General features: G+C 38.1%; 17 protein-coding genes. 13 read left to right on the top strand and 4 right to left on the bottom strand.

What is annotated here, in order from left to right; genetic code table 11:
- Positions 1–54: 54 nt before the first annotated feature.
- Entirely contained in the window at positions 55–894 is an 840-nt protein-coding gene (locus tag ACSYSF_RS06740; protein WP_489867263.1) for a cupin domain-containing protein, read from the bottom strand.
- Between the two features lie 145 nt (positions 895–1,039).
- Between ACSYSF_RS06740 and ACSYSF_RS06735 the strand changes: the two genes are divergently transcribed.
- The 4 genes from ACSYSF_RS06735 to xylB all read left to right on the top strand — a co-directional run bounded on the left by ACSYSF_RS06735 (position 1,040) and on the right by xylB (position 7,059).
- Entirely contained in the window at positions 1,040–2,698 is a 1,659-nt protein-coding gene (locus ACSYSF_RS06735; protein WP_489867262.1) for a glycoside hydrolase family 43 protein, read from the top strand.
- Positions 2,699–2,712: 14 nt separating this feature from the next.
- Entirely contained in the window at positions 2,713–3,966 is a 1,254-nt protein-coding gene (locus ACSYSF_RS06730; RefSeq protein ID WP_489867261.1) for an MFS transporter, read from the top strand.
- A 142-nt stretch (positions 3,967–4,108) separates the two neighbouring features.
- Positions 4,109–5,491: a xylose isomerase gene (gene xylA, locus ACSYSF_RS06725; protein ID WP_489867260.1), complete on the top strand. Its 1,383-nt coding sequence runs from the start codon at positions 4,109–4,111 to the stop codon at positions 5,489–5,491.
- A 71-nt stretch (positions 5,492–5,562) separates the two neighbouring features.
- The gene (xylB, locus tag ACSYSF_RS06720) at positions 5,563–7,059 is read left to right on the top strand and encodes a xylulokinase (protein WP_489867259.1); all 1,497 of its coding nucleotides are present in this window, start codon (positions 5,563–5,565) and stop codon (positions 7,057–7,059) included.
- 51 nt (positions 7,060–7,110) lie between these two features.
- Here the strand turns inward: xylB and ACSYSF_RS06715 are convergent, their stop codons facing one another.
- Positions 7,111–7,608: a cupin domain-containing protein gene (locus ACSYSF_RS06715; RefSeq protein ID WP_489867258.1), complete on the bottom strand. Its 498-nt coding sequence runs from the start codon at positions 7,606–7,608 to the stop codon at positions 7,111–7,113.
- A gap of 162 nt (positions 7,609–7,770) precedes the next feature.
- Here ACSYSF_RS06715 and ACSYSF_RS06710 point away from each other — a divergent pair, with 162 nt between their 5' ends.
- Both ACSYSF_RS06710 and ACSYSF_RS06705 read left to right on the top strand, forming a co-directional pair.
- Positions 7,771–9,462 carry an alpha-glucosidase gene (locus ACSYSF_RS06710; protein WP_489867257.1) on the top strand — a complete coding sequence of 564 codons (1,692 nt, stop codon included), beginning with the start codon at positions 7,771–7,773 and terminating at the stop codon, positions 9,460–9,462.
- Between the two features lie 2 nt (positions 9,463–9,464).
- On the top strand, positions 9,465–10,046 hold the full coding sequence (locus ACSYSF_RS06705) for a uracil-DNA glycosylase family protein (protein WP_489867256.1): 582 nt from the start codon (positions 9,465–9,467) through the stop codon (positions 10,044–10,046).
- Between the two features lie 97 nt (positions 10,047–10,143).
- Here the strand turns inward: ACSYSF_RS06705 and ACSYSF_RS06700 are convergent, their stop codons facing one another.
- A complete protein-coding gene (locus tag ACSYSF_RS06700) occupies positions 10,144–10,983 on the bottom strand; it encodes an aldo/keto reductase (RefSeq protein ID WP_489867255.1) in 840 nt (279 codons plus the stop codon).
- Between the two features lie 131 nt (positions 10,984–11,114).
- Between ACSYSF_RS06700 and ACSYSF_RS06695 the strand changes: the two genes are divergently transcribed.
- A complete protein-coding gene (locus ACSYSF_RS06695; RefSeq protein WP_489867254.1) occupies positions 11,115–11,357 on the top strand; it encodes a hypothetical protein in 243 nt (80 codons plus the stop codon).
- A gap of 16 nt (positions 11,358–11,373) precedes the next feature.
- The gene (locus ACSYSF_RS06690) at positions 11,374–12,549 is read left to right on the top strand and encodes an ATP-binding protein (RefSeq protein ID WP_489867253.1); all 1,176 of its coding nucleotides are present in this window, start codon (positions 11,374–11,376) and stop codon (positions 12,547–12,549) included.
- Between the two features lie 51 nt (positions 12,550–12,600).
- Here the strand turns inward: ACSYSF_RS06690 and ACSYSF_RS06685 are convergent, their stop codons facing one another.
- Positions 12,601–12,891 carry a hypothetical protein gene (locus tag ACSYSF_RS06685; protein WP_489867252.1) on the bottom strand — a complete coding sequence of 97 codons (291 nt, stop codon included), beginning with the start codon at positions 12,889–12,891 and terminating at the stop codon, positions 12,601–12,603.
- Between the two features lie 204 nt (positions 12,892–13,095).
- Between ACSYSF_RS06685 and uvrA the strand changes: the two genes are divergently transcribed.
- The 5 genes from uvrA (at position 13,096) to whiA (ending at position 19,127) form a co-directional block, all read left to right on the top strand.
- Positions 13,096–15,939, top strand: a complete 2,844-nt coding sequence (gene uvrA / locus ACSYSF_RS06680; RefSeq protein ID WP_489867251.1) for an excinuclease ABC subunit UvrA — start codon at positions 13,096–13,098, stop codon at positions 15,937–15,939.
- A 68-nt stretch (positions 15,940–16,007) separates the two neighbouring features.
- Positions 16,008–16,127, top strand: coding sequence for a putative metal homeostasis protein (locus ACSYSF_RS06675; protein WP_489867250.1), 120 nt, complete (start codon positions 16,008–16,010; stop codon positions 16,125–16,127).
- Positions 16,128–16,245: 118 nt separating this feature from the next.
- Positions 16,246–17,139 carry an RNase adapter RapZ gene (gene rapZ, locus ACSYSF_RS06670; RefSeq protein WP_489867249.1) on the top strand — a complete coding sequence of 298 codons (894 nt, stop codon included), beginning with the start codon at positions 16,246–16,248 and terminating at the stop codon, positions 17,137–17,139.
- On the top strand, positions 17,136–18,149 hold the full coding sequence (locus tag ACSYSF_RS06665) for a gluconeogenesis factor YvcK family protein (RefSeq protein WP_489867248.1): 1,014 nt from the start codon (positions 17,136–17,138) through the stop codon (positions 18,147–18,149). Before rapZ ends, ACSYSF_RS06665 begins: the two co-directional genes overlap by 4 nt.
- A gap of 15 nt (positions 18,150–18,164) precedes the next feature.
- On the top strand, positions 18,165–19,127 hold the full coding sequence (whiA, locus tag ACSYSF_RS06660) for a DNA-binding protein WhiA (protein ID WP_489867247.1): 963 nt from the start codon (positions 18,165–18,167) through the stop codon (positions 19,125–19,127).
- Positions 19,128–19,203: the final 76 nt, after the last annotated feature.

Raw genomic sequence — 19,203 nt, 5'->3', positions numbered from 1 at the left:
ATGGCCTTCGCTTTGTTACGGTCAAAAATCGTGTAAATCACGTTACACACCGGCTTAAAAACGACTTTTGTCTCGCTCGCTTTTATTTTGCGCTTTTTTTCTGGCTTGTAGGGGTGTTGTGCCATATGAATCTTTAAAGTATCTGAGTGCTAAGCGTTTATTCGTGAGACCATTTTTGCTTAATAATTCATGAATTGGTTGATTAGTTTGGGTGACATCATTATAAAAAGCCTTTGTTCTAATTTGATAAAGGTATTCGACAGGAGTGACACCAATTTGTTGTTTGAACAATCTGCTAATGTAATTTGGATTATATGAAAATATTTGCGCCACTTCTGCAATGTTAACTTTTTCCGAAAAGTGTTGGTTTAAATAACGGAGAATTTCTTTAAGACTATCGGTTTGGTTGTTTTCTTTAATTTGGACTTCACCATACTTAACAAATAGAGAATACAACAAGACCAAAATATTGGCTTGAAAAAGAAATTGATAGCCCGAATTTTTGTCAGCATATATTTGCCCAAGTTTGAGGAAACTATCTTTGATAATTTGGTATTCTGCAGAATCTTTCGTTAAGTTAAATATCGTTTGTTCGGCATTGGCCCAATACTTTTCGACAAAATTAATGGGAATTTGTAGGACATATGCTTCATTGGGACGATTACGCACAGCATGAATTACGCCAGATGGAATTGCGAAAAATTGGCCATCAGTGACTTTGGTTTCAGCACCATTAACGTAAAAAGTTAATTCGCCGTGGATAACATAAATTATTTCAATACTACGATGCCAGTGCAAAGGCACAAAATCTGGCTCAAGCATCTTTGAATAATAAAATCTAACGTCAATATCTGGATTGGGTTGAACATTCTCGTGCTGTACATTGATACTCATAATTTCACCTCATTAAAAAAGGTACGATTTTCACCTAAAAAGTGACAATAATTTCAAGTGGTGTGAATTTCGTTGCTAATGTATTCGCTTACATTGTATATTCTCATTGTTGATAAAGCAAATAATGTTACGAGGGAGATAAAAAATGACAATGATACAAAATCCAATTATACCAGGGATGGCACCAGATCCATCGATTATTCGAGTAGGAGATGATTATTACATCGCAACGTCTACATTTCATTGGATGCCAGCGATTCAATTATTCCATTCAAAAGATTTGGCAAATTGGGAATTGATTGGTCAAGTATTGAAAAATGATGAAATTAACCTACAGGGTACTAATACGCCTGCCGGTATTTGGGCACCTAATTTGTCTTATGACAAAAATACAGGACGTTTTTGGTTAGCATTTTCCCATATGTTAAATATGGCTGGCCGTGAATTTAACGCGGATTCATATGCCATGTGGGCCAAAGATATTAAAGGACCATGGTCACAGCCAATTTATATGACCTCAATTGGTTTTGATCCATCAATTTTTCATGATGAAGATGGTAAGCACTATTTAGCAATCCTAGAATGGGAGTCTCGTTATGGTTATCAAGCACCTGGTCATATTGTGATAGCTGAACTTGATCTTGAAAATGGTGGCATTATTGGTGATTGGCATCGGATAACACATGGCTTCACCACACGTGGAGCGGCTGAAGGACCACAATTATATAAACATAATAATTATTATTACTTGCTCATTGCAGCAGGTGGTACAGGTTATGCACATGATGTTGAAATAGGTCGCTCAAAAAACATATTTGGTCCATATGAACCTAATCCAACAGGTGAACCAATTATTACATCTGCGCCACAGCATCTCTTCTCTTTGGGTGATCCGGATGCTGGCCAGTTCCAGATGTATAATCCTAATTCAGTCATGCAGAAAGCAGGCCATGGCTCATTGGTAGAAACACCAACCGGCGAATGGTATGTTGCTCATTTGATGTCACGACCATTACCAGGGACTAAATTAAATCCTTTGGGACGCGAAACAAGTTTACAGAAAATGGTTTGGAATGCTGATGGCTGGTTAGAAATGGCTGATGGTAGCAATTTAGCAAAGATGACAGTTGCTGGTTTGGATGGTATTCAGACTGGTCAGCAACAAAACATGGATTTTATTGCTGATTTTGCAGGCGAAACAGTCGATGATCATTTTATGACACCATATCATTTACCAGATAAGACTTGGGCTAATCAAACGGACAACCCAGGAAATTTGCGTATTTACGGTGGTAATTCACTATTTTCACAAATGCATCCTAATATTATGGCAACTAGGGCAACTTCAATGGATTATGAAGTAACAACTGAATTATCTTTTAACCCTGATCATTATTCTGAAAATGCTGGTTTAGGTTTGTATTATGATTCAAATAATTGGTTCTTTGTCCGGTTATATTATTCTGAATCATTGCAACAAACTACACTAAGTATTTTGCAAGCAAAGTTAGGTGAACGAATTGAATTTATTAATCATAAAGTGCCGGTAGACCAAGCTAGTGTCAAAATGAAAATTATCTATAATTTTGGGGAAGCAACTGTATATTATCAGTTAAATGTAACTGATGAATGGCATGAACTTATTTCAAATGTAGATGTCAGTTACCTCTCAGATGAAGGTGTTAATGGTGAACCAGGTGAAATTGGTGGTTTTACTGGTCTATTCAATTTCATTGGCGTTGTCGATGCTCATCAACATGATGCATTTGCTGACTTTAGTACTTACTATGTTAAAAATCATTAATATTGGGGGATAAAATGAAAATTAATGAAATACCTTTAAAAAGGTTAATACCAGGTCTAATTATTGGACCAGCATCTTGGTTGGGACCACACGTTGTTGCTTCAAGTTTGTTGTTACCAGCGATGGTGCAAGAACTAGATGGGCCACATAAAGTCCAGTTAATGGCGATGTTTTCTACGGCAGCTATGATAGTCGCTGCATTGTCAAACATGGTAGCAGGAATGTTATCTGATAAAACAGTTTCCAAGTATGGTAAGCGAACACCATGGATTATTGGTGGTTCAGTTGGATTCATGTTGGCTATGATTGCATCAGCAATGGCGCCCAATATTTGGGTATTGTTAGGAACCTGGATGTTTGGTCAAATTGCTTTGAATTTTATTGTTGCACCTATGGTAGCCTGGTTAGATATGGCACCTGAGGACGGTAAAGGAACAGCTTCGTCGGCCTATGGTGGCTTAGGAATGGCACTAGGAAATAATGGCTTTAATATTTTCGGTGCAATGTTATTAGGACAATTTCGGCTTGGTTTCGTAATTTTTGGAATCGTGACCTTTATTGGAACGTTGATTGCAGTATTTATCGTGCGGGAACCTTCCAATGTTGGTGTAGAAGACACGACTGAAGCTGAACCAGAAGATAAAACTAAAGCTAAAAAATCATTGCATGAAATATTGGCCATTTTCCCTGGTTGGAAAATTGGTAGAGATTATTATCTTGCGTTAATGGCGAAGTTATTCCAAGGTGTTAGTAATTTTGCTATAACTGGTTACTTGTTGTATATCATGACTGATTTCATCGGTAAAAATTCAAGCGGTACTCAAACTTCAATTCAATTAATTAATACCATTATGTTAATTTTTGGTATTTTGATGGGATTCTTAGCTGGTCCGTTTGCTGATAAATTTAAATTACTAAAATGGCCGATTGGGTTATCGACAATCTTTTTAGCAATCGGAGCCTTATCAATGTTCCTTTTGCATAATGATGTCGGAATTGTTATTTATGGTTTTATGGCTGGTATCGGTATGGGAGTTTGGAATGCACTTGATAACTTGTTAAATCTTGAAGTTATTCCGGATCCAAATCGTGTTGCCTTTTTCCTAGGTGTTTATAATCTAGGAAATACCGTTACACAAGCTTTGGCACCAGTCATTGCAGCAATGGTTATATCAACATTTGGATATTCAGCAATATTCATTTTGTCGTTTGTTTTCGCAATTATCGGTGGTATCTTAATCTTCTCAATTAAGACAGTTAAAAAGTAATCGCTGTTGTTAGAAATTTTTAAAACAAAAAGGTTGCTAAATAAATTTATAACGGCTAGAATATAGTTTGTAAGTTGGTTGGTACAAAAAACAGACTAACCTATTAAAGGTTAAATTTTTATATTTTTTGGGGGAAATAAAAATGTCAGAATTATTCGATTTTCCGAAAGTAAATTATATCGGGGGTAAGAAAGGATTAGATTTCCTTTCAAGCAAAGGATACAATTTCTACAATCCGGATGAAGAATTTACAATTAATGGTGAAACAAAGCCAATGAAAGATTGGTTGAAATTTTCAGTTGCTTATTGGCACACATTTGATCAACGTTTAGTAGATCCATTTGGTGAAGGAACTGCTGTTCGTGCTTGGGATGTTAATGGTGTTGATGATATGGAAGACATGGATCATGCCTTAGCTAAAGTTGACTATTTGTTTGAATTTATGGACAAGTTAGGACTTGAATACTTTGCATTCCATGATCGTGATTTGGCACCACAAGGAAATACATTAGCTGAAACAAATGCTAACTTAGATAAGGTTGTTGATAAGATTGAACAAAAGATGAAGGAAACTGGTAAGAAGTTACTATGGAATACGTCATCATTGTTCACTGACAAGCGTTTCTTAGCTGGTGGTGCAACAACCCCATTTGCTGATGTGTTCGCATATGCAGCTGCACAAATCAAGCACTCACTTGATATTGCTAAGCGCTTAGGATCACAATCATATGTGTTCTGGGGTGGTCGTGAAGGATACGAATCATTGTTGAACACAGATACTAAGCGTGAGCTTGATCATATTGCTGCTTTCTTCAAGATGGCCCGTGATTACGCTAAGGAAATTGGTTACACTGGACAATTATTGTTAGAGCCAAAGCCTAAGGAGCCAACGGATCATCAATACGATACCGATGTTCAAACAACAATTTCATTCTTGCAAACTTATGGCTTGGAAAATGATTTCAAGCTTAATATTGAAGGTAACCACGCTTACTTGGCTGGTCACAAATATGAACACGAAGCACGCTTTGCCCGTGAAGCTGGTTTGCTAGGTTCACTTGATGCCAACATGGGTGACAAGCAAACCGGTTGGGATATTGATGAATTCCCTAATGATATCTACGAAGCAACGCTTGTTATGTACGAATTTATTTTGAATGGTGGATTACCACAAGGTGGTTTAAACTTTGATGCTAAGGTACGTCGTGGTTCATTCAAGCCAGAAGATTTGTTCTATGCACACATGGCCGGTATGGATACTTACGCAGCTGGTTTCCGTGTTGCAATGAAGATGTATGAAGATGGCTACCTAGAAAATATTAAGCGTGATCGTTATGCTTCATTTGATGAAGGAATCTTTGCCGATTTTGAAGCTGGTCATGGCTCATTGAAGACATTTGAAGACTATATTCTAAATAAGACAAATGATGAAATCTTTGATAAAGTTGAGTCACAACATCTTGAGGCAATTAAAGCAACATTAAATAATTATATTTATTCAGTATTAGGACCAACATTTAACTAATATTGAGTTAACGGATAAGCGCCTCAATCTTGTAATAGATTGAAGCGCTTTACTTATAAAAGGGGAATATCATGACAAAAAATGTTGTACTGGGAGTCGACTTAGGAACGTCGGCCGTTAAGGTATCAGCTGTTGATCGACAAGGAAATATTGTGGCCCAAGAGGCATATGATTATCCATTGTTACAGACTAAACCAGGTTATAGTGAACAAAATCCACAAGAATGGGTGAGTGGCACAACGGTTGCGATTGTACGTTTAATTTTGAATGACCATATTACACCAGCAGAAATCAAGGGTATTTCTTTTTCAGGTCAGATGCACGGCTTGGTTGCGTTGGATAAAGATTATAAAATTATTCGACCAGCTATTTTATGGAATGACACGCGTGCAAGTAAGCAGGTTAAAGAAATTAATGAAACGCTTGGCGATGATTTTATTGCCACAACACGTAATCGAGCGCAAGAAGGATTTACCTTACCATCTATTCTATGGATGAAAGAAAATGAGCCAGAAAACTTTGACCGAATCAATAAGATTGTGACACCAAAAGATTATTTGCGTTACCGTATGACGGGCAAGTTGCAAATGGAAATTTCTGATGCTGCTGGAACAGTGGCGTTAGATGTCGCATCTGGTACATGGTCATCATTTGTCCAAGAAGCATTTGATCTACCAGCAAAAATGTTCCCAGAAATTATTCAATCAATTGATAATGTTGGTTCAATTTCGGAAGCATACGCTGAATTCTCAGGTCTATCAACTGATACGCAAGTAATCGGTGGTGCTGCTGATAATGCTGCTGGTGCCGTTGGTTCAGCAATCTTACAACCAAATATGGTGATGTCATCAATCGGTACGTCTGGTGTTGTACTTAAATATGAAGATAATGCCGATGTTGATTATCATGGTAAGGTGACGTTCTTTAACCATGCGATTCCTGAAAAGTATTATTCAATGGGTGTGACGTTAGCTGCCGGTTATTCTTTGTCTTGGTTTAAGAAAACCTTTGCGAGTGATATTTCATTTGATGAGATGGTCGCATTAGCCAAAGACTCAACGATTGGGGCAAATGGCTTGTTGTTCACACCATACATTGTTGGTGAGCGTGGGGATGGTGACATTCGTGGTTCATTTATTGGTGTTGATGGTACGCAAACGCGTGGTGATTTTGTTAGAGCCGTGTTAGAAGGGATAATTTATTCATTTAAAGACTTGTTTACAATCTATGAACAAGCTGGCTCAGATTTCGACACAGTTGTTGCTATCGGTGGTGGTGCAAAGTCATCTTTGTGGTTACAAATTCAAGCTGACATCTTTAATACGAAGGTTGTTGCGTTGAAGAACGAACAAGGTCCTGGTATGGGAGCTGCTATCTTAGCTGCTGTTGGTTTAGGATGGTTCGATACGGTGCAAGAAGCTGCGAATACCTTTACGAGTTTTGATAAAACTTATGAGCCAATCCCAGAAAATGTTGCTAAGTATAATGAATATTATCAACTATATAAACGTGTTTACGCACAAACGGTTGATTTATCACATGATTTATTAGCTTTAAGAAGAAAGTAAAATTGATATGATTGAAAAATGCTCTTTGTTGTTTGCCAAAGAGCATTTTTATTAATTATTGGGTAGTTCTATATACGCGAGTTGTTCGATGATTTCACTGTGTTGTGGGTAGCTGGCTAATAAATCTTGCTGGGTAAAAAGTTCAAAATCATGGTAGTCAAAGCCGGGCGCAACAACACAACTGACAATACTAAAACTAGTATCGACACTAGAACCAAAAATTGTGCCATGCGGTACGGTATAAGATAATGTTTCGCCTTGTTCAATATTAGGACCGATTTTGATGCCTTCATAATGACCATCAGGGAAAATGCAATGCACTGTAAGTGGATCACCGGCATGATATAGCCAAGTTTCATCAGATTTTAGCCGATGTAAGTGTGAGGGATTATCAGCGGTCAATAAGAAAATAATTGAGGTATAAAGCGCACGGGTTCCTTGGGGTAAAGTAAGAGTTTGTTCACTTTTAGTCGTTTCAATAAAATAGCCACCTTCAGGATGCGGTACTAAATTCAAATTTTTAATCCAGTAATCAATACTTGCCGTCATGATTCTTACCTCCTGTTTGTATGAATATTATAACAAACCAAATGCTCATAGTTAGTCATTGAAAGACTATGCCAATTTATTGTAAACGTTTACACAAACTGGTAAGATGGCAGTAGATGGCAAGAAGCACATCGTAGGATTTTATAATGGGGGAATTATAATATGACAACAAAATGGTGGAAAAATGAAGTCGTTTATCAAGTTTATCCAAGATCATTTCAAGATAGCAATAACGATGGTATTGGAGACATCCAAGGAATCATTAGTCGTTTAGATTATATTAAAAGCCTTGGGGTTACCATGATTTGGATTTCACCAATTTATCAATCACCAATGGTTGATATGGGTTATGATATTTCTGATTATCAAGCAATTGATCCACAATTTGGTACGTTAGATGACTTTAAGCAATTACTTGCAGAAGCCAATAAGCGTGATATTAAAATTATTATGGATTTGGTTGTTAACCATACATCTGACCAACATGCTTGGTTTAAAGATGCATTAGCTAATCCTGATAGTCCATACCGTGATTATTATATTTTCAAGAAAACAAATAACGGTGAGAAGCCGAATAATTGGCGTAGTATCTTTGGTGGTTCAACTTGGGAAGAAGTACCTGGTGAAGAAGGCACATACTACTTCCACACGTTTGCTAAGCAACAACCTGATTTGAATTGGGAGAATCCTAAATTACGTCGCGCTATTTATGACATGATTAATTGGTGGCTTGAAATGGGCGTTGCCGGTTTCCGTGTTGATGCCATTACGCATATTAAGAAGGATTTGGATTGGGCAAGCATTCCAGCAGATGATGTTGATGGTTTAGCATCAGTTGTTAAGAAGGGTCGTAATCGTCCTGGAATTAATGAATTCTTGACTGAACTAAAAGAAGAAACTTTTGATAAGTATGATGCGATTACAGTTGGTGAAGCATACGGCCTAGCTGACAGTGAGTTGCCAGCATTCGTTGGACCAGATGGTTACTTCTCAATGGTCTTTGATTTCTCTTACATGAATATTGATGTTATCAATGGGGATGAGTGGTACCGAGGTCGTGCTGACTGGACGCCATTAGATTTGCGTAATGCATTATTTGATGCACAAGAGACAACATCACAAGCTGATGGGGCCCTTGCTAATGTATTGGAAAACCACGATCAACCACGTGTATTATCAAAGTTAGTGCCTGATACACAATACCAGACTCCACAAGCAGCCAAGGCATTGGGAACAATGTATTACTTCTTACCTGGCGTACCTTTCGTTTATCAAGGTCAAGAAATTGGTATGAAGAACTTCGAGCGTCAGAGCATTGATGAGTTTAATGATGTTTCATCAATTAACAACTATAATACAGCCTTGCAAGATGGATACACACCTGAAGAAGCACTAGAAGCCGTTAACCACAAGTCACGTGATAATGCTCGTACACCAATGCAATGGGATAACACGCAATATGGCGGCTTCTCTGATGCAGAACCATGGTTAGAGATGGGAAATAATCGTGAAGGTATTAATGTTGCAGCTGAAGAAAAGGATGATGCTTCAGTTTTGAAGTATTACCAAACTTTGGGTGCTCTTCATCATAATGAAGATTGGGAGCCAGTTATTGTTGATGGTGATTTCCAACCAATGCGTTCATTACCGAACAATATTGTTGGTTATCAACGTCGCTTAGGTCAGCAAGTTTTGACAGTTTTGGCTAACATTAGTCCAAAGGCAGAGCGCTTTAGTTTGGTACAAACTGGCGAAACGCTGCAAAAAGTCGGTGATGTGAAAGTTAATGGTCACCGTATTAAAATGGGTGGCTACAGTGCAATTGTACTAGGTATTATGCCAGAAGAAGGATAATCATGGATGATTCGGACATCAAACAAGCTATTATGGCTGACGAACAAAATAGTCAATACACGGCACAAAATATTGAACCTGTTTACCAAATTGGTCCAGATGTTCGTATCCTCATTGTTGGTCAAGCACCTGGTGCTAAGGTAGAACAAACTGGAATTCCTTTTAATGATAAAAGTGGTGACCGTTTACGTGAATGGATGGGCGTTACGGCAGATGAATTTTATCATAGTGGCAAGATTGGTAACTTACCATTAGACTTTTATTTTCCCGGTAAAGGGAAGAGTGGTGATCTACCACCACGTAAAGGCTTTGCTGAAAAATGGCATCCTCGTTTATTGGCGTTGATGCCGAAAGTATCTTTAATTATTTTAGTTGGTTCGTATGCACAAAAATTCTATTTACCGATTAAAAAGTCTGAAACGATGACATCAGTTATTAAACGTTATCAAGACTTTGGACCGAAATATTTACCAATTGTGCATCCATCACCACGAAATAATATTTGGTTACGTAAGAATCCGTGGTTTGAAGCAGATATTGTGCCAGTTCTACAAGCTCGGGTGCGTGAATTAATGGCAAAATAATATAGACAGAGAAAACCCCACAGATGCGTTTGTTGCACCTATGGGGTTTATCTGTGTTCTGTTTATGACGTCAAAACGGTTGATTATCAGCTCTTCTTTACTCAAACTCCTCATATTCGTTTGGGTCTTGGCTATCGATACGACCGTCGGGGCGGTTTAGATCATTGATGGCGGCGATTTCGCTGTTTGTTAATTCAAAATCAAAGACATCAAGATTTTCACGTTGGTGAGCTGGATTTGATGAACGTAAAACAGGAATGATACCGCGGTCAATGTGCCAACGGGTAATAATTTGACTCGTTGACTTGCCGTACTTATTAGCGATTTCCTCAACGACGGGTTCCTTTAATGCAGAACTACCACGACCTAGTGGACTCCATGCTTCTACTTTAACACCACGACGTAGATTTTCTAGAATGTTTTCTTCTTGTACCCAGTATGGGTGAATTTCGATTTGGTTAACAGCAGGTGTAACACCAGTTTTTTCGATAATGCGATCAAGGTGCTCAGGTTCGAAGTTTGAGACACCGATTGAACGAATAAGGCCTTGCTTTTGTGCATCAACAAGGGCTTGCCAAGCTTCGACATATAGACCACGCTTTGGCAAAGGCCAGTGAATGATGAATAGATCAAAGTATTCTAAGCCCATACGAGCTAATGATTCTTGGATAGCATCACGAGCACTTTCGTAATCATGATACTTACCTGGTAATTTTGAAGTAATGAAAAATTCTGAACGTGGGACTCCTGACTTGCGGATTGCTTTACCAACAATTCCCTCATTATCATAGTTCGTTGCAGAATCGATAAGACGATAACCACTCTTGATAGCGGCTAGGACTTGTTGTAATCCTGAACCACCTTTTAATTGATAAGTTCCTAAACCTAAAGCTGGTAATTTGTGACCATCATTTAATGTGATTTCTGGAATTGACATAAAATACATCCTCCTTATTAATCTAAGACTACTTTCGCATTTAAATTATAAATTTGCAAGCGATTTCTATCGCATTATTAGTTTACAAAAGGTAACATAGAAATAGTAATTTTATTATAGGAGTTAATAACGTGAAGAAGACACAGATTTTTAGTAACGCCGTATTAATTGCATTTAGTGTGATGATGATTTTGTTAGGCATTTATTCACTATTTGATGTATTTACACCACATGTTATTTGGTACCATTTGGTAATCACCGTGTTATTTGCACTGACTTTATTTGGTAAAAGAACCAAAATAAAGTGGTGGTTTATTGCGACAGCAGGTGTATGGTTAATCAATGTACTTTGGGATTTTATTCGTTTAATGTAGAAAAGGTAGGGAAAATATGATATCAATACCATTATCGAAATCGTTGACCGTTTCAGCTGATGATTTATTGCAACAGCATTTGTTGATTTTAGGCGCAACAGGTAGCGGTAAATCAACGAGTGCAATGACAATCTTACATGGCTTAATGGCTGCTAATCAGACGACGATGATTATTGATCCTACTGGCGAATATGCGCATTTACCTCACGCGGTTGTGGCTAAGCTGGGTTATAATGCCTACATTGATTATGAACAATTGACTGGGGATGATTTAAATCTAATATTTGGTGTTACTAATCCAGATATTCAGGAAAAATTATCAGATGCTTTAACCAGTCTGAAATTGCAAAAAAATATTGTTGGTGAGCCAGGAGTTTATCAAAAAGTAAATCGCTCTTGGCAAGATTTTGAGCATGATATGCAACAACTGTATCACTTTCCGCAACCAGTTGATCTAGCTTTGTTACCAGAACAATTGCGGCAGGAATATGCAGTGCCAGTTGATGATTTTGATTTAATAGGCCAAACAATTGATGATGAAAGTTTTAAAGCATGTTTGCCATTAATTCGTCGCATTAAACGATTGATGAATCAACAACGTTTTCAGCAATTATTCCATATGCCAATATCAGCGGAAAAGAAGCCGCAGACAACTGACATGCAAACTGATGTGATGTATTTATTACGATTGTTTGCAAGTCATCGCACTGATCATAAAATTTTGGTGATTGATTGTTCATTGTTTGCTGATAATTTGGATTTGGGAAAAGTCTTAGTCTCGTTATTGACGACCGCATTGTTGCATGAGAAACAACAGTTAAAGCACAGTGTCCCAGTGACATTACTAATTGATGAAGCACATCGTTATTTGTTAACTGACGATCATAATGGTATTTTTAGAATTGCTCGTGAAGGACGAAAACTTGGTTTGTTCTTAATGTTGACAACGCAAAGTCCGTTGGATATTGCACCAAGTTTGTTGGGTCAATTTGGTCATTATTTAGTGCATCAATTAAATACGGCAAGTGAGTTGGCGCAATTGCCAGTGTTAGCAGGATATGAACAACAAGTCGTTCATGCGCAAACCGGTCAGGCTTTGTTGGCTGGTAATAATTTTGCGACACCAGCCATGTTATCGATACAAATGGTGCCAGAAATGAATCATAAGACGGACACACCGAAATTTTTCTAATCTGTCAAGAAAAAGGACGTTTACAATTAACTCGTAAACGTCCTTTAGTATTTATTCTTCGTCATTTTCAGGGATGAAGGTATCAATAGCTGACCAAAAGGTAACTAGTGAAAAGACAATAACGAAATGCCAAGCAACTGTGGTCCAAGCATTACCGTAACTATTTGTGTAAGTATTGATTGGGCGCTGAGCAAAGATAAGCGCAATCACTTCTTCAACTCCGATAACTAATGCCGTTAAAGCAGCGGCTGCAGCTAACACGGCACCAATTAGTAGAATAAATGATGCAATATGTTGTGCAATCCAGCGCAAAGACCATGCTTTGGCAGCCTTGTGATTCATGAGTTGACGACCTCCAATTAGTAATATTAATGTCTATTATACGTGAAAATATAATAGTTGGTGGATAATTATTTAAAATTAGAGTAAAAAAGTAATTTAAATTTTGTTAAAATTAACAGTGCGTTATTATATTAAGTTTTAATTAATAAAGAACTTGCTAAAAGCGGTATAATATAGGTAGTTTAGTAGAGCAAAGGAGACGTTATGGTCAGTGATTGGATAAAAATTCATGGTGCTCGTGCACATAATTTAAAAAACGTAGATGTTGCCATTCCACGTGATAAATTTGTTGTGATGACAGGTTTGTCAGGATCAGGGAAAAGTTCATTAGCATTTGATACTTTATATGCTGAAGGACAAAGACGCTACGTTGAAAGTTTATCATCATATGCCCGCCAATTTTTAGGACAAATGGATAAACCTGACGTCGATGCAATCGATGGGTTGAGCCCAGCGATTTCGATTGACCAAAAGACAACGTCAAAGAATCCCCGTTCAACAGTGGGAACAGTGACTGAAATTAATGATTATTATCGACTATTGTTTGCTCGTGTTGGTAAACCCGATGCTGCAGCAGACGGGACGATTGTTAAAAAGTCAATTGACCAGATGTTGAATGATTTAAGTGAACGTTTGCCAGAAGGTAGCCGGATGCAAATTTTGGCGCCTATTATTCGGCACAAGCGTGGCTCACATGCAACAGCTTTTGAACGAATTAAAAAAGAAGGTTTCGTGCGCTTTATTGTTGATGGTGAAATGTATGAAGTTACTGATGATGTTGAATTAAATAAAAATAAGTATCACGATATTGATATCGTGGTTGATCGTATTATTTTGCGTGATAATGCGCGTACACGGTTATTTGAATCATTTGAATCAGCAATGCAACTTGCTGATGGTTTAGTAACTGTCGATGTTATTCGTGGTGATCAGTTTACTTATTCAGATCATTATACCGGTCCTTTGAAGAAGTTTGCGGTCGGTAAATTAGAACCACAACTATTTTCTTTTAATGCGCCCTTGGGTGCTTGTCCAGTGTGTGGTGGTCTTGGTATCACGTTGGAAGTCGATCTTGATTTGGTAGTTCCTGATCAAAGTAAAACATTGGCTGAAGGGGCAATTGATGCTTGGAATCCGATTTCATCATCTTATTATCCGGAGATGCTACGTCAATTCGCTGAAGCCTTTGATGTACCGATGGATGTCCCATTTGAAGATTTGACTGAGGACCAGAAGAACTTGGTTTTATATGGTGATGATGAAAAGACTTTCCATTTCCATTATGAAAATGATTTTGGTGGTGTGCGTGACGTTGATGTTAATTTCGAAGGTGTTATGAATAACATTGACCGTCGTTATCGTGAATCAAATTCTGACTTTACGCGTGAACAAATGCGTAGTTACATGAATGAGTTAACGTGTACCGCTTGTCATGGTTATCGTTTAAATGAAGGTGCGCTTTCAGTTAAAGTTGGTGATTTAAATATTGGTCAGATTTCAGAACAATCTGTTGCCAAAGAACTAGCTTATTTTGAGCAACTAAGTTTTGGTCAACAAGATCAAGAAGTGGCTGCACCAATTGTGAAAGAAATTAAAGATCGGCTTCGTTTCTTGAAGAATGTTGGTTTGGAGTATTTAACATTGTCTCGTTCAGCACGAACTTTGTCTGGTGGTGAGGCACAACGAATTCGTTTGGCAACCCAGATTGGTTCGAATTTGTCAGGTGTGATGTACGTGTTAGATGAACCATCAATCGGATTGCACCAACGTGATAATGCCCGTTTGATTAAGTCATTAGATGAAATGCGTGATTTAGGTAATACCTTAGTCGTTGTTGAACATGATGAGGACACTATGCGGGCAGCGGACTATATTGTTGATGTGGGTCCAGGTGCTGGTGAACACGGTGGCGAAATCATGGCTGTTGGAACGCCTGATGAAATTGCAGCTAATGAAAATTCTTTAACAGGTCAATATTTGGCCGGAAAGAAATTCATTCCAGTGCCAACTTCACGTCGTAAAGGAAACGGCAAAAAATTAACGGTCACGGGTGCGGCTGAAAATAATCTAAAAGATATTAAAGTTGATTTTCCATTAGGCAAATTCATCGTGGTTACTGGTGTATCTGGATCAGGTAAATCAACATTAGTTAACAGTATTTTGAAACGCGCACTAAAAATGAAAATTAATCGTAATTCAGAAAAACCTGGAAAATATCGTAAACTAACGGGCTACGAAAATATTGATAAAATTGTTGATATCAATCAGAGCCCAATTGGTCGGACACCACGTTCTAATCCAGCAACTTATACGGGTGTGTTTGATGATATACGTGATTTGTTTGCCCAAACTAATGAAGCCAAATTACGTGGTTATAAAAAGGGTCGTTTCTCATTTAATACCAAAGGTGGTCGTTGTGAGGCATGTAAGGGTGACGGTGTCATCAAGATTGAGATGAACTTCTTACCTGATGTCTATGTCACTTGTGAGGTCTGTGGTGGTACGCGTTATAATTCAGAAACGCTTGAAGTCACTTACCGTGGTCACACAATCGCTGATGTCTTGGATTTGACAGCGGAACAAGCAGTTGATTTCTTTGCAGCAATTCCTAAGATTCGTCGTAAATTACAAACGATGGTTGATGTTGGTTTGGGTTATGTTAAATTAGGCCAGGCAGCTACAACCTTATCTGGTGGTGAAGCTCAACGAATGAAGTTAGCATCTGAATTACAACGTCGATCAACTGGTAAGACTGTTTATATTCTTGATGAACCAACAACTGGTTTGCACGTTGCGGATATTTCACGTTTATTGGCAGTGCTCCAACGGTTAGTTGACAATGGCAATACGGTCTTAGTTATTGAACATAATTTGGATGTCATTAAAACCGCTGATTGGTTGATTGATATGGGTCCTGAAGGTGGTGAAGGTGGTGGCTACGTGATTGCTGCTGGTACGCCAGAAGCCATTGCTGATACGCCTGAATCGTATACAGGACAGTATTTAGGACCAATTATGGCACGTGATCGTGAGCGGGCTAGTAGATAACTTGCATTTCAATCGTAAATTAATTATACTTATATTTAGTAAGTAAATTAGATTGAGAGGTAACGGTCATGGCAGAAAAAATGGATGTTGCATCAGCTCGTCGTAAAATGAAGAGTCCAAATATTAAAACTCGTAAGCGTGCGCTAAAAGCTTTACATGAGGCAACACGTCAGACAACGAAAAAATAAGCATTAAGCAAGGGATTGAGACGGTTTCGTCCCAATCTTTTTTTCTTATTGCTAACGTATCCGGGTGTGTCTTAAAAATGCTATAATGGTCAAGAATATAAAATAGGAGGTTATCCAGATGGACAAAAAGGAATTAATTATTGTCACTGGTATGAGTGGTGCAGGTAAAACAGTTGCTATTCAAGCATTTGAAGACCTGGGCTATTTTACAGTGCAAAATTTGCCTCCAGCAATGTTGCCCAAGTTTTGGCAAATGATTTCTGATGAAGAAAATATTCAGCGTGCTGCTGTGATGATTGATTTGCGTTCACAAAGCTTCTTTGATGATTTAGACAATGAAGTTCATGAACTAAAAGAAAATTCTCATGATAAATTTGATATGAAAATTATTTATATCGATGCAGCTGACGGTGAATTAGTTGCACGTTATAAAGAAACGCGTCGTTCACATCCATTAGCTGATGAGGGTGGCACTTTATACGGTATCCAATTGGAACGAAAAAAATTAGCTGGTATCCACGCATTGGCAAGTGAAGTCATTCATACTGATGATTATGCACCACGTCAATTGCGTAATTATATTCAACAACATTTTGGGTCAAAGTCAGATCGAGCTAATACATTTACAGTGCAGGTCATGAGTTTTGGCTTTAAATACGGGGTGCCTTTAGATGCCGACATGTTGTTGGATGTGCGTTTCTTAGCTAATCCATATTATGTCGAAGAATTACGTAATAAGACTGGACTAAGTGAGCCAGTTTCTGATTATGTTTGGCAGACTGATGATGCTGAGGAGTTTTATCAACGAATTAGCGAACAAATTAAGTGGTTGCTACCAAAGTACAAAGCTGAAGGTAAAAGTAATTTGACGATTGCCTTTGGTTGTACTGGTGGACAGCATCGATCAGTTGCTTTTGCGCACCGGTTAAGTGAAGATTTGAATGCTGATTGGATTGTTAAGGAACACCATCGTGACATTGAACGACGAAAGGAGAGTAGTAACCGATCATGACCGAAAAATATAGTGTGAAGCGAACTCCTAAAATTGTTGTTATTGGTGGTGGTTCTGGTCAACCGGTTGTTTTAAACGGGCTAAAAAATTATGATAACGATTTAACGGCAATTATCACGGTTGCTGATGATGGTGGTTCTTCTGGAACCTTGCGAGATTATTTAAAGATGGTCCCACCTGGTGATATTCGAAATGTCATGGCGACTTTGTCTGAGCTACCTGATAGTTTGATTGATATTTTCCAATATCGTTTTAAACCTGAGGACGAGATGTTTGCGCATCATTCATTAGGTAATTTGATTATCGCAGCAATGGCGGAAAAAGAGCATGATATTTTTGATGGTATTCAATTATTGGCTAAGATAATGCAGGTTAGAGGTCATGTTTATCCTGTTGCGAATGAGCCATTGGTTTTGCATGCTGAATTTACCGATGGCACCCAATTAGCGGGTGAAGCAGAAATTACGGCAGCACATAAAGTGATTGATCATATCTGGGTAACACCGCAGGTTGATCCATTAACGCATGAAGTACAAGCTTCAAAAAAGGTCGTTAATGCAATTTTGGAAGCTGATGTTGTTGTATTGGGACCAGGTAGTTTATTTACAAGTATTTTGCCTAATCTGATGGTGACGAATGTTGCGGATGCTTTAAGAGCGACACGGGCAAAAATTGTCTATATTGCTAACATCATGACCCAAAAAGGTGAGACAGATAATTTTACGGATGCTGATCATGTTCAGGCTATTAACGAACATGTTGGTGAAAAAGTCGTTGATGCGGTTATTATGAATACTGGTAAGGTGCCAGAAGATTATATTGATTGGCAACGTTGGAATGAGATTTCTTTGCAAGTTGATTCTGATCCGGAAGCAGTACGGTCGCAAGGGGCTGAACCAGTTACTGGTGATTTGTTAGCTCTACGAGATGATGGGGCATTTCATGATGGCGATGCGGTTGCCCAATTAATTATGCAGATCGTTGAATATCAACAAAATGATATAAATTAATAGGAGGTGGCACTAATGTCATTTGCAAGTGATGTTAAGAAGGAATTAACCACCTTAGAGATTAGCAATCCAGAAAATGCCAAGGCTGAATTATCTGCATTAATGCGGATGAATGGGTCACTTGGATTAACCAACCAACATTTTACGTTAAATGTGCAAACCGAGAATGCTGCGACGGCGCGTAGAATTTTAGGATTATTACAACAATTCTATCGATTGCCTTCTGAAATTTCAGTTCGGCGTCAGATGAAACTGAAAAAAAATAATTTGTATGTAGTCCGCATTACGCAAGGTGTTAGCGGTTTGTTGGATGATTTGCATATTTTTGAAGGCTTTGAATTATTACCAACTGTACCGGATGAATGGTTAGCACCAGAAGGCAAAGCTCGTTCATATCTTAGAGGTGCTTTTCTAGCGGCTGGCTCGGTTAATAATCCTGAAACCAGTCGTTATCATTTAGAAATTTATTCATTGTATGAAGAGCAAGCGAACCAGCTAGCCAATTTAATGAATCGTTTTGATTTAAATGCTAAAGTCGTTGAGCGACGTTCCGGCTTTATTGTGTATCTAAAAGAAGCTGAAAAGATTGGCGATATGATGAAAGTGATTGGGGCAACGAATGCCATGTTTAAAATGGAAGATGTCCGGATTATTCGGGACATGCGTAATTCTGTTAATCGCTTAGTTAACGCTGAAAATGCTAATTTAGATAAAACTGTTAATGCTAGTCAAAAACAAATTGATGACATTTTATTTTTAGATGAAGAAGTTGGCTTGGGACGGTTACCCGATAGATTGCAAGAAATTGCTGAAATTCGTTTGAAACATCGGGAAGAACCCTTATCGGCGTTAGGACAGTATGTCTCGTCCGGTGCTATTTCCAAATCCGGTGTGAATCATCGCTTACGAAAATTAACGAAAATGGCTGATGAAATTAGAGAAACAGGTCAATTACCAAAGGAATTACAAAGAGAGTAATTCTTTTTGATAAAAAGTTTGACCATTCTTGACGAAATGATAAAATAGTATTATGTTTTGACTTTGAATATGAGGA

It is taken from the genome of Weissella sp. ESL1139, assembly GCF_058506735.1.
Note: the sequence above shows the minus strand (reverse complement) of the source record. Positions and strands in the feature narration are given on the sequence as shown.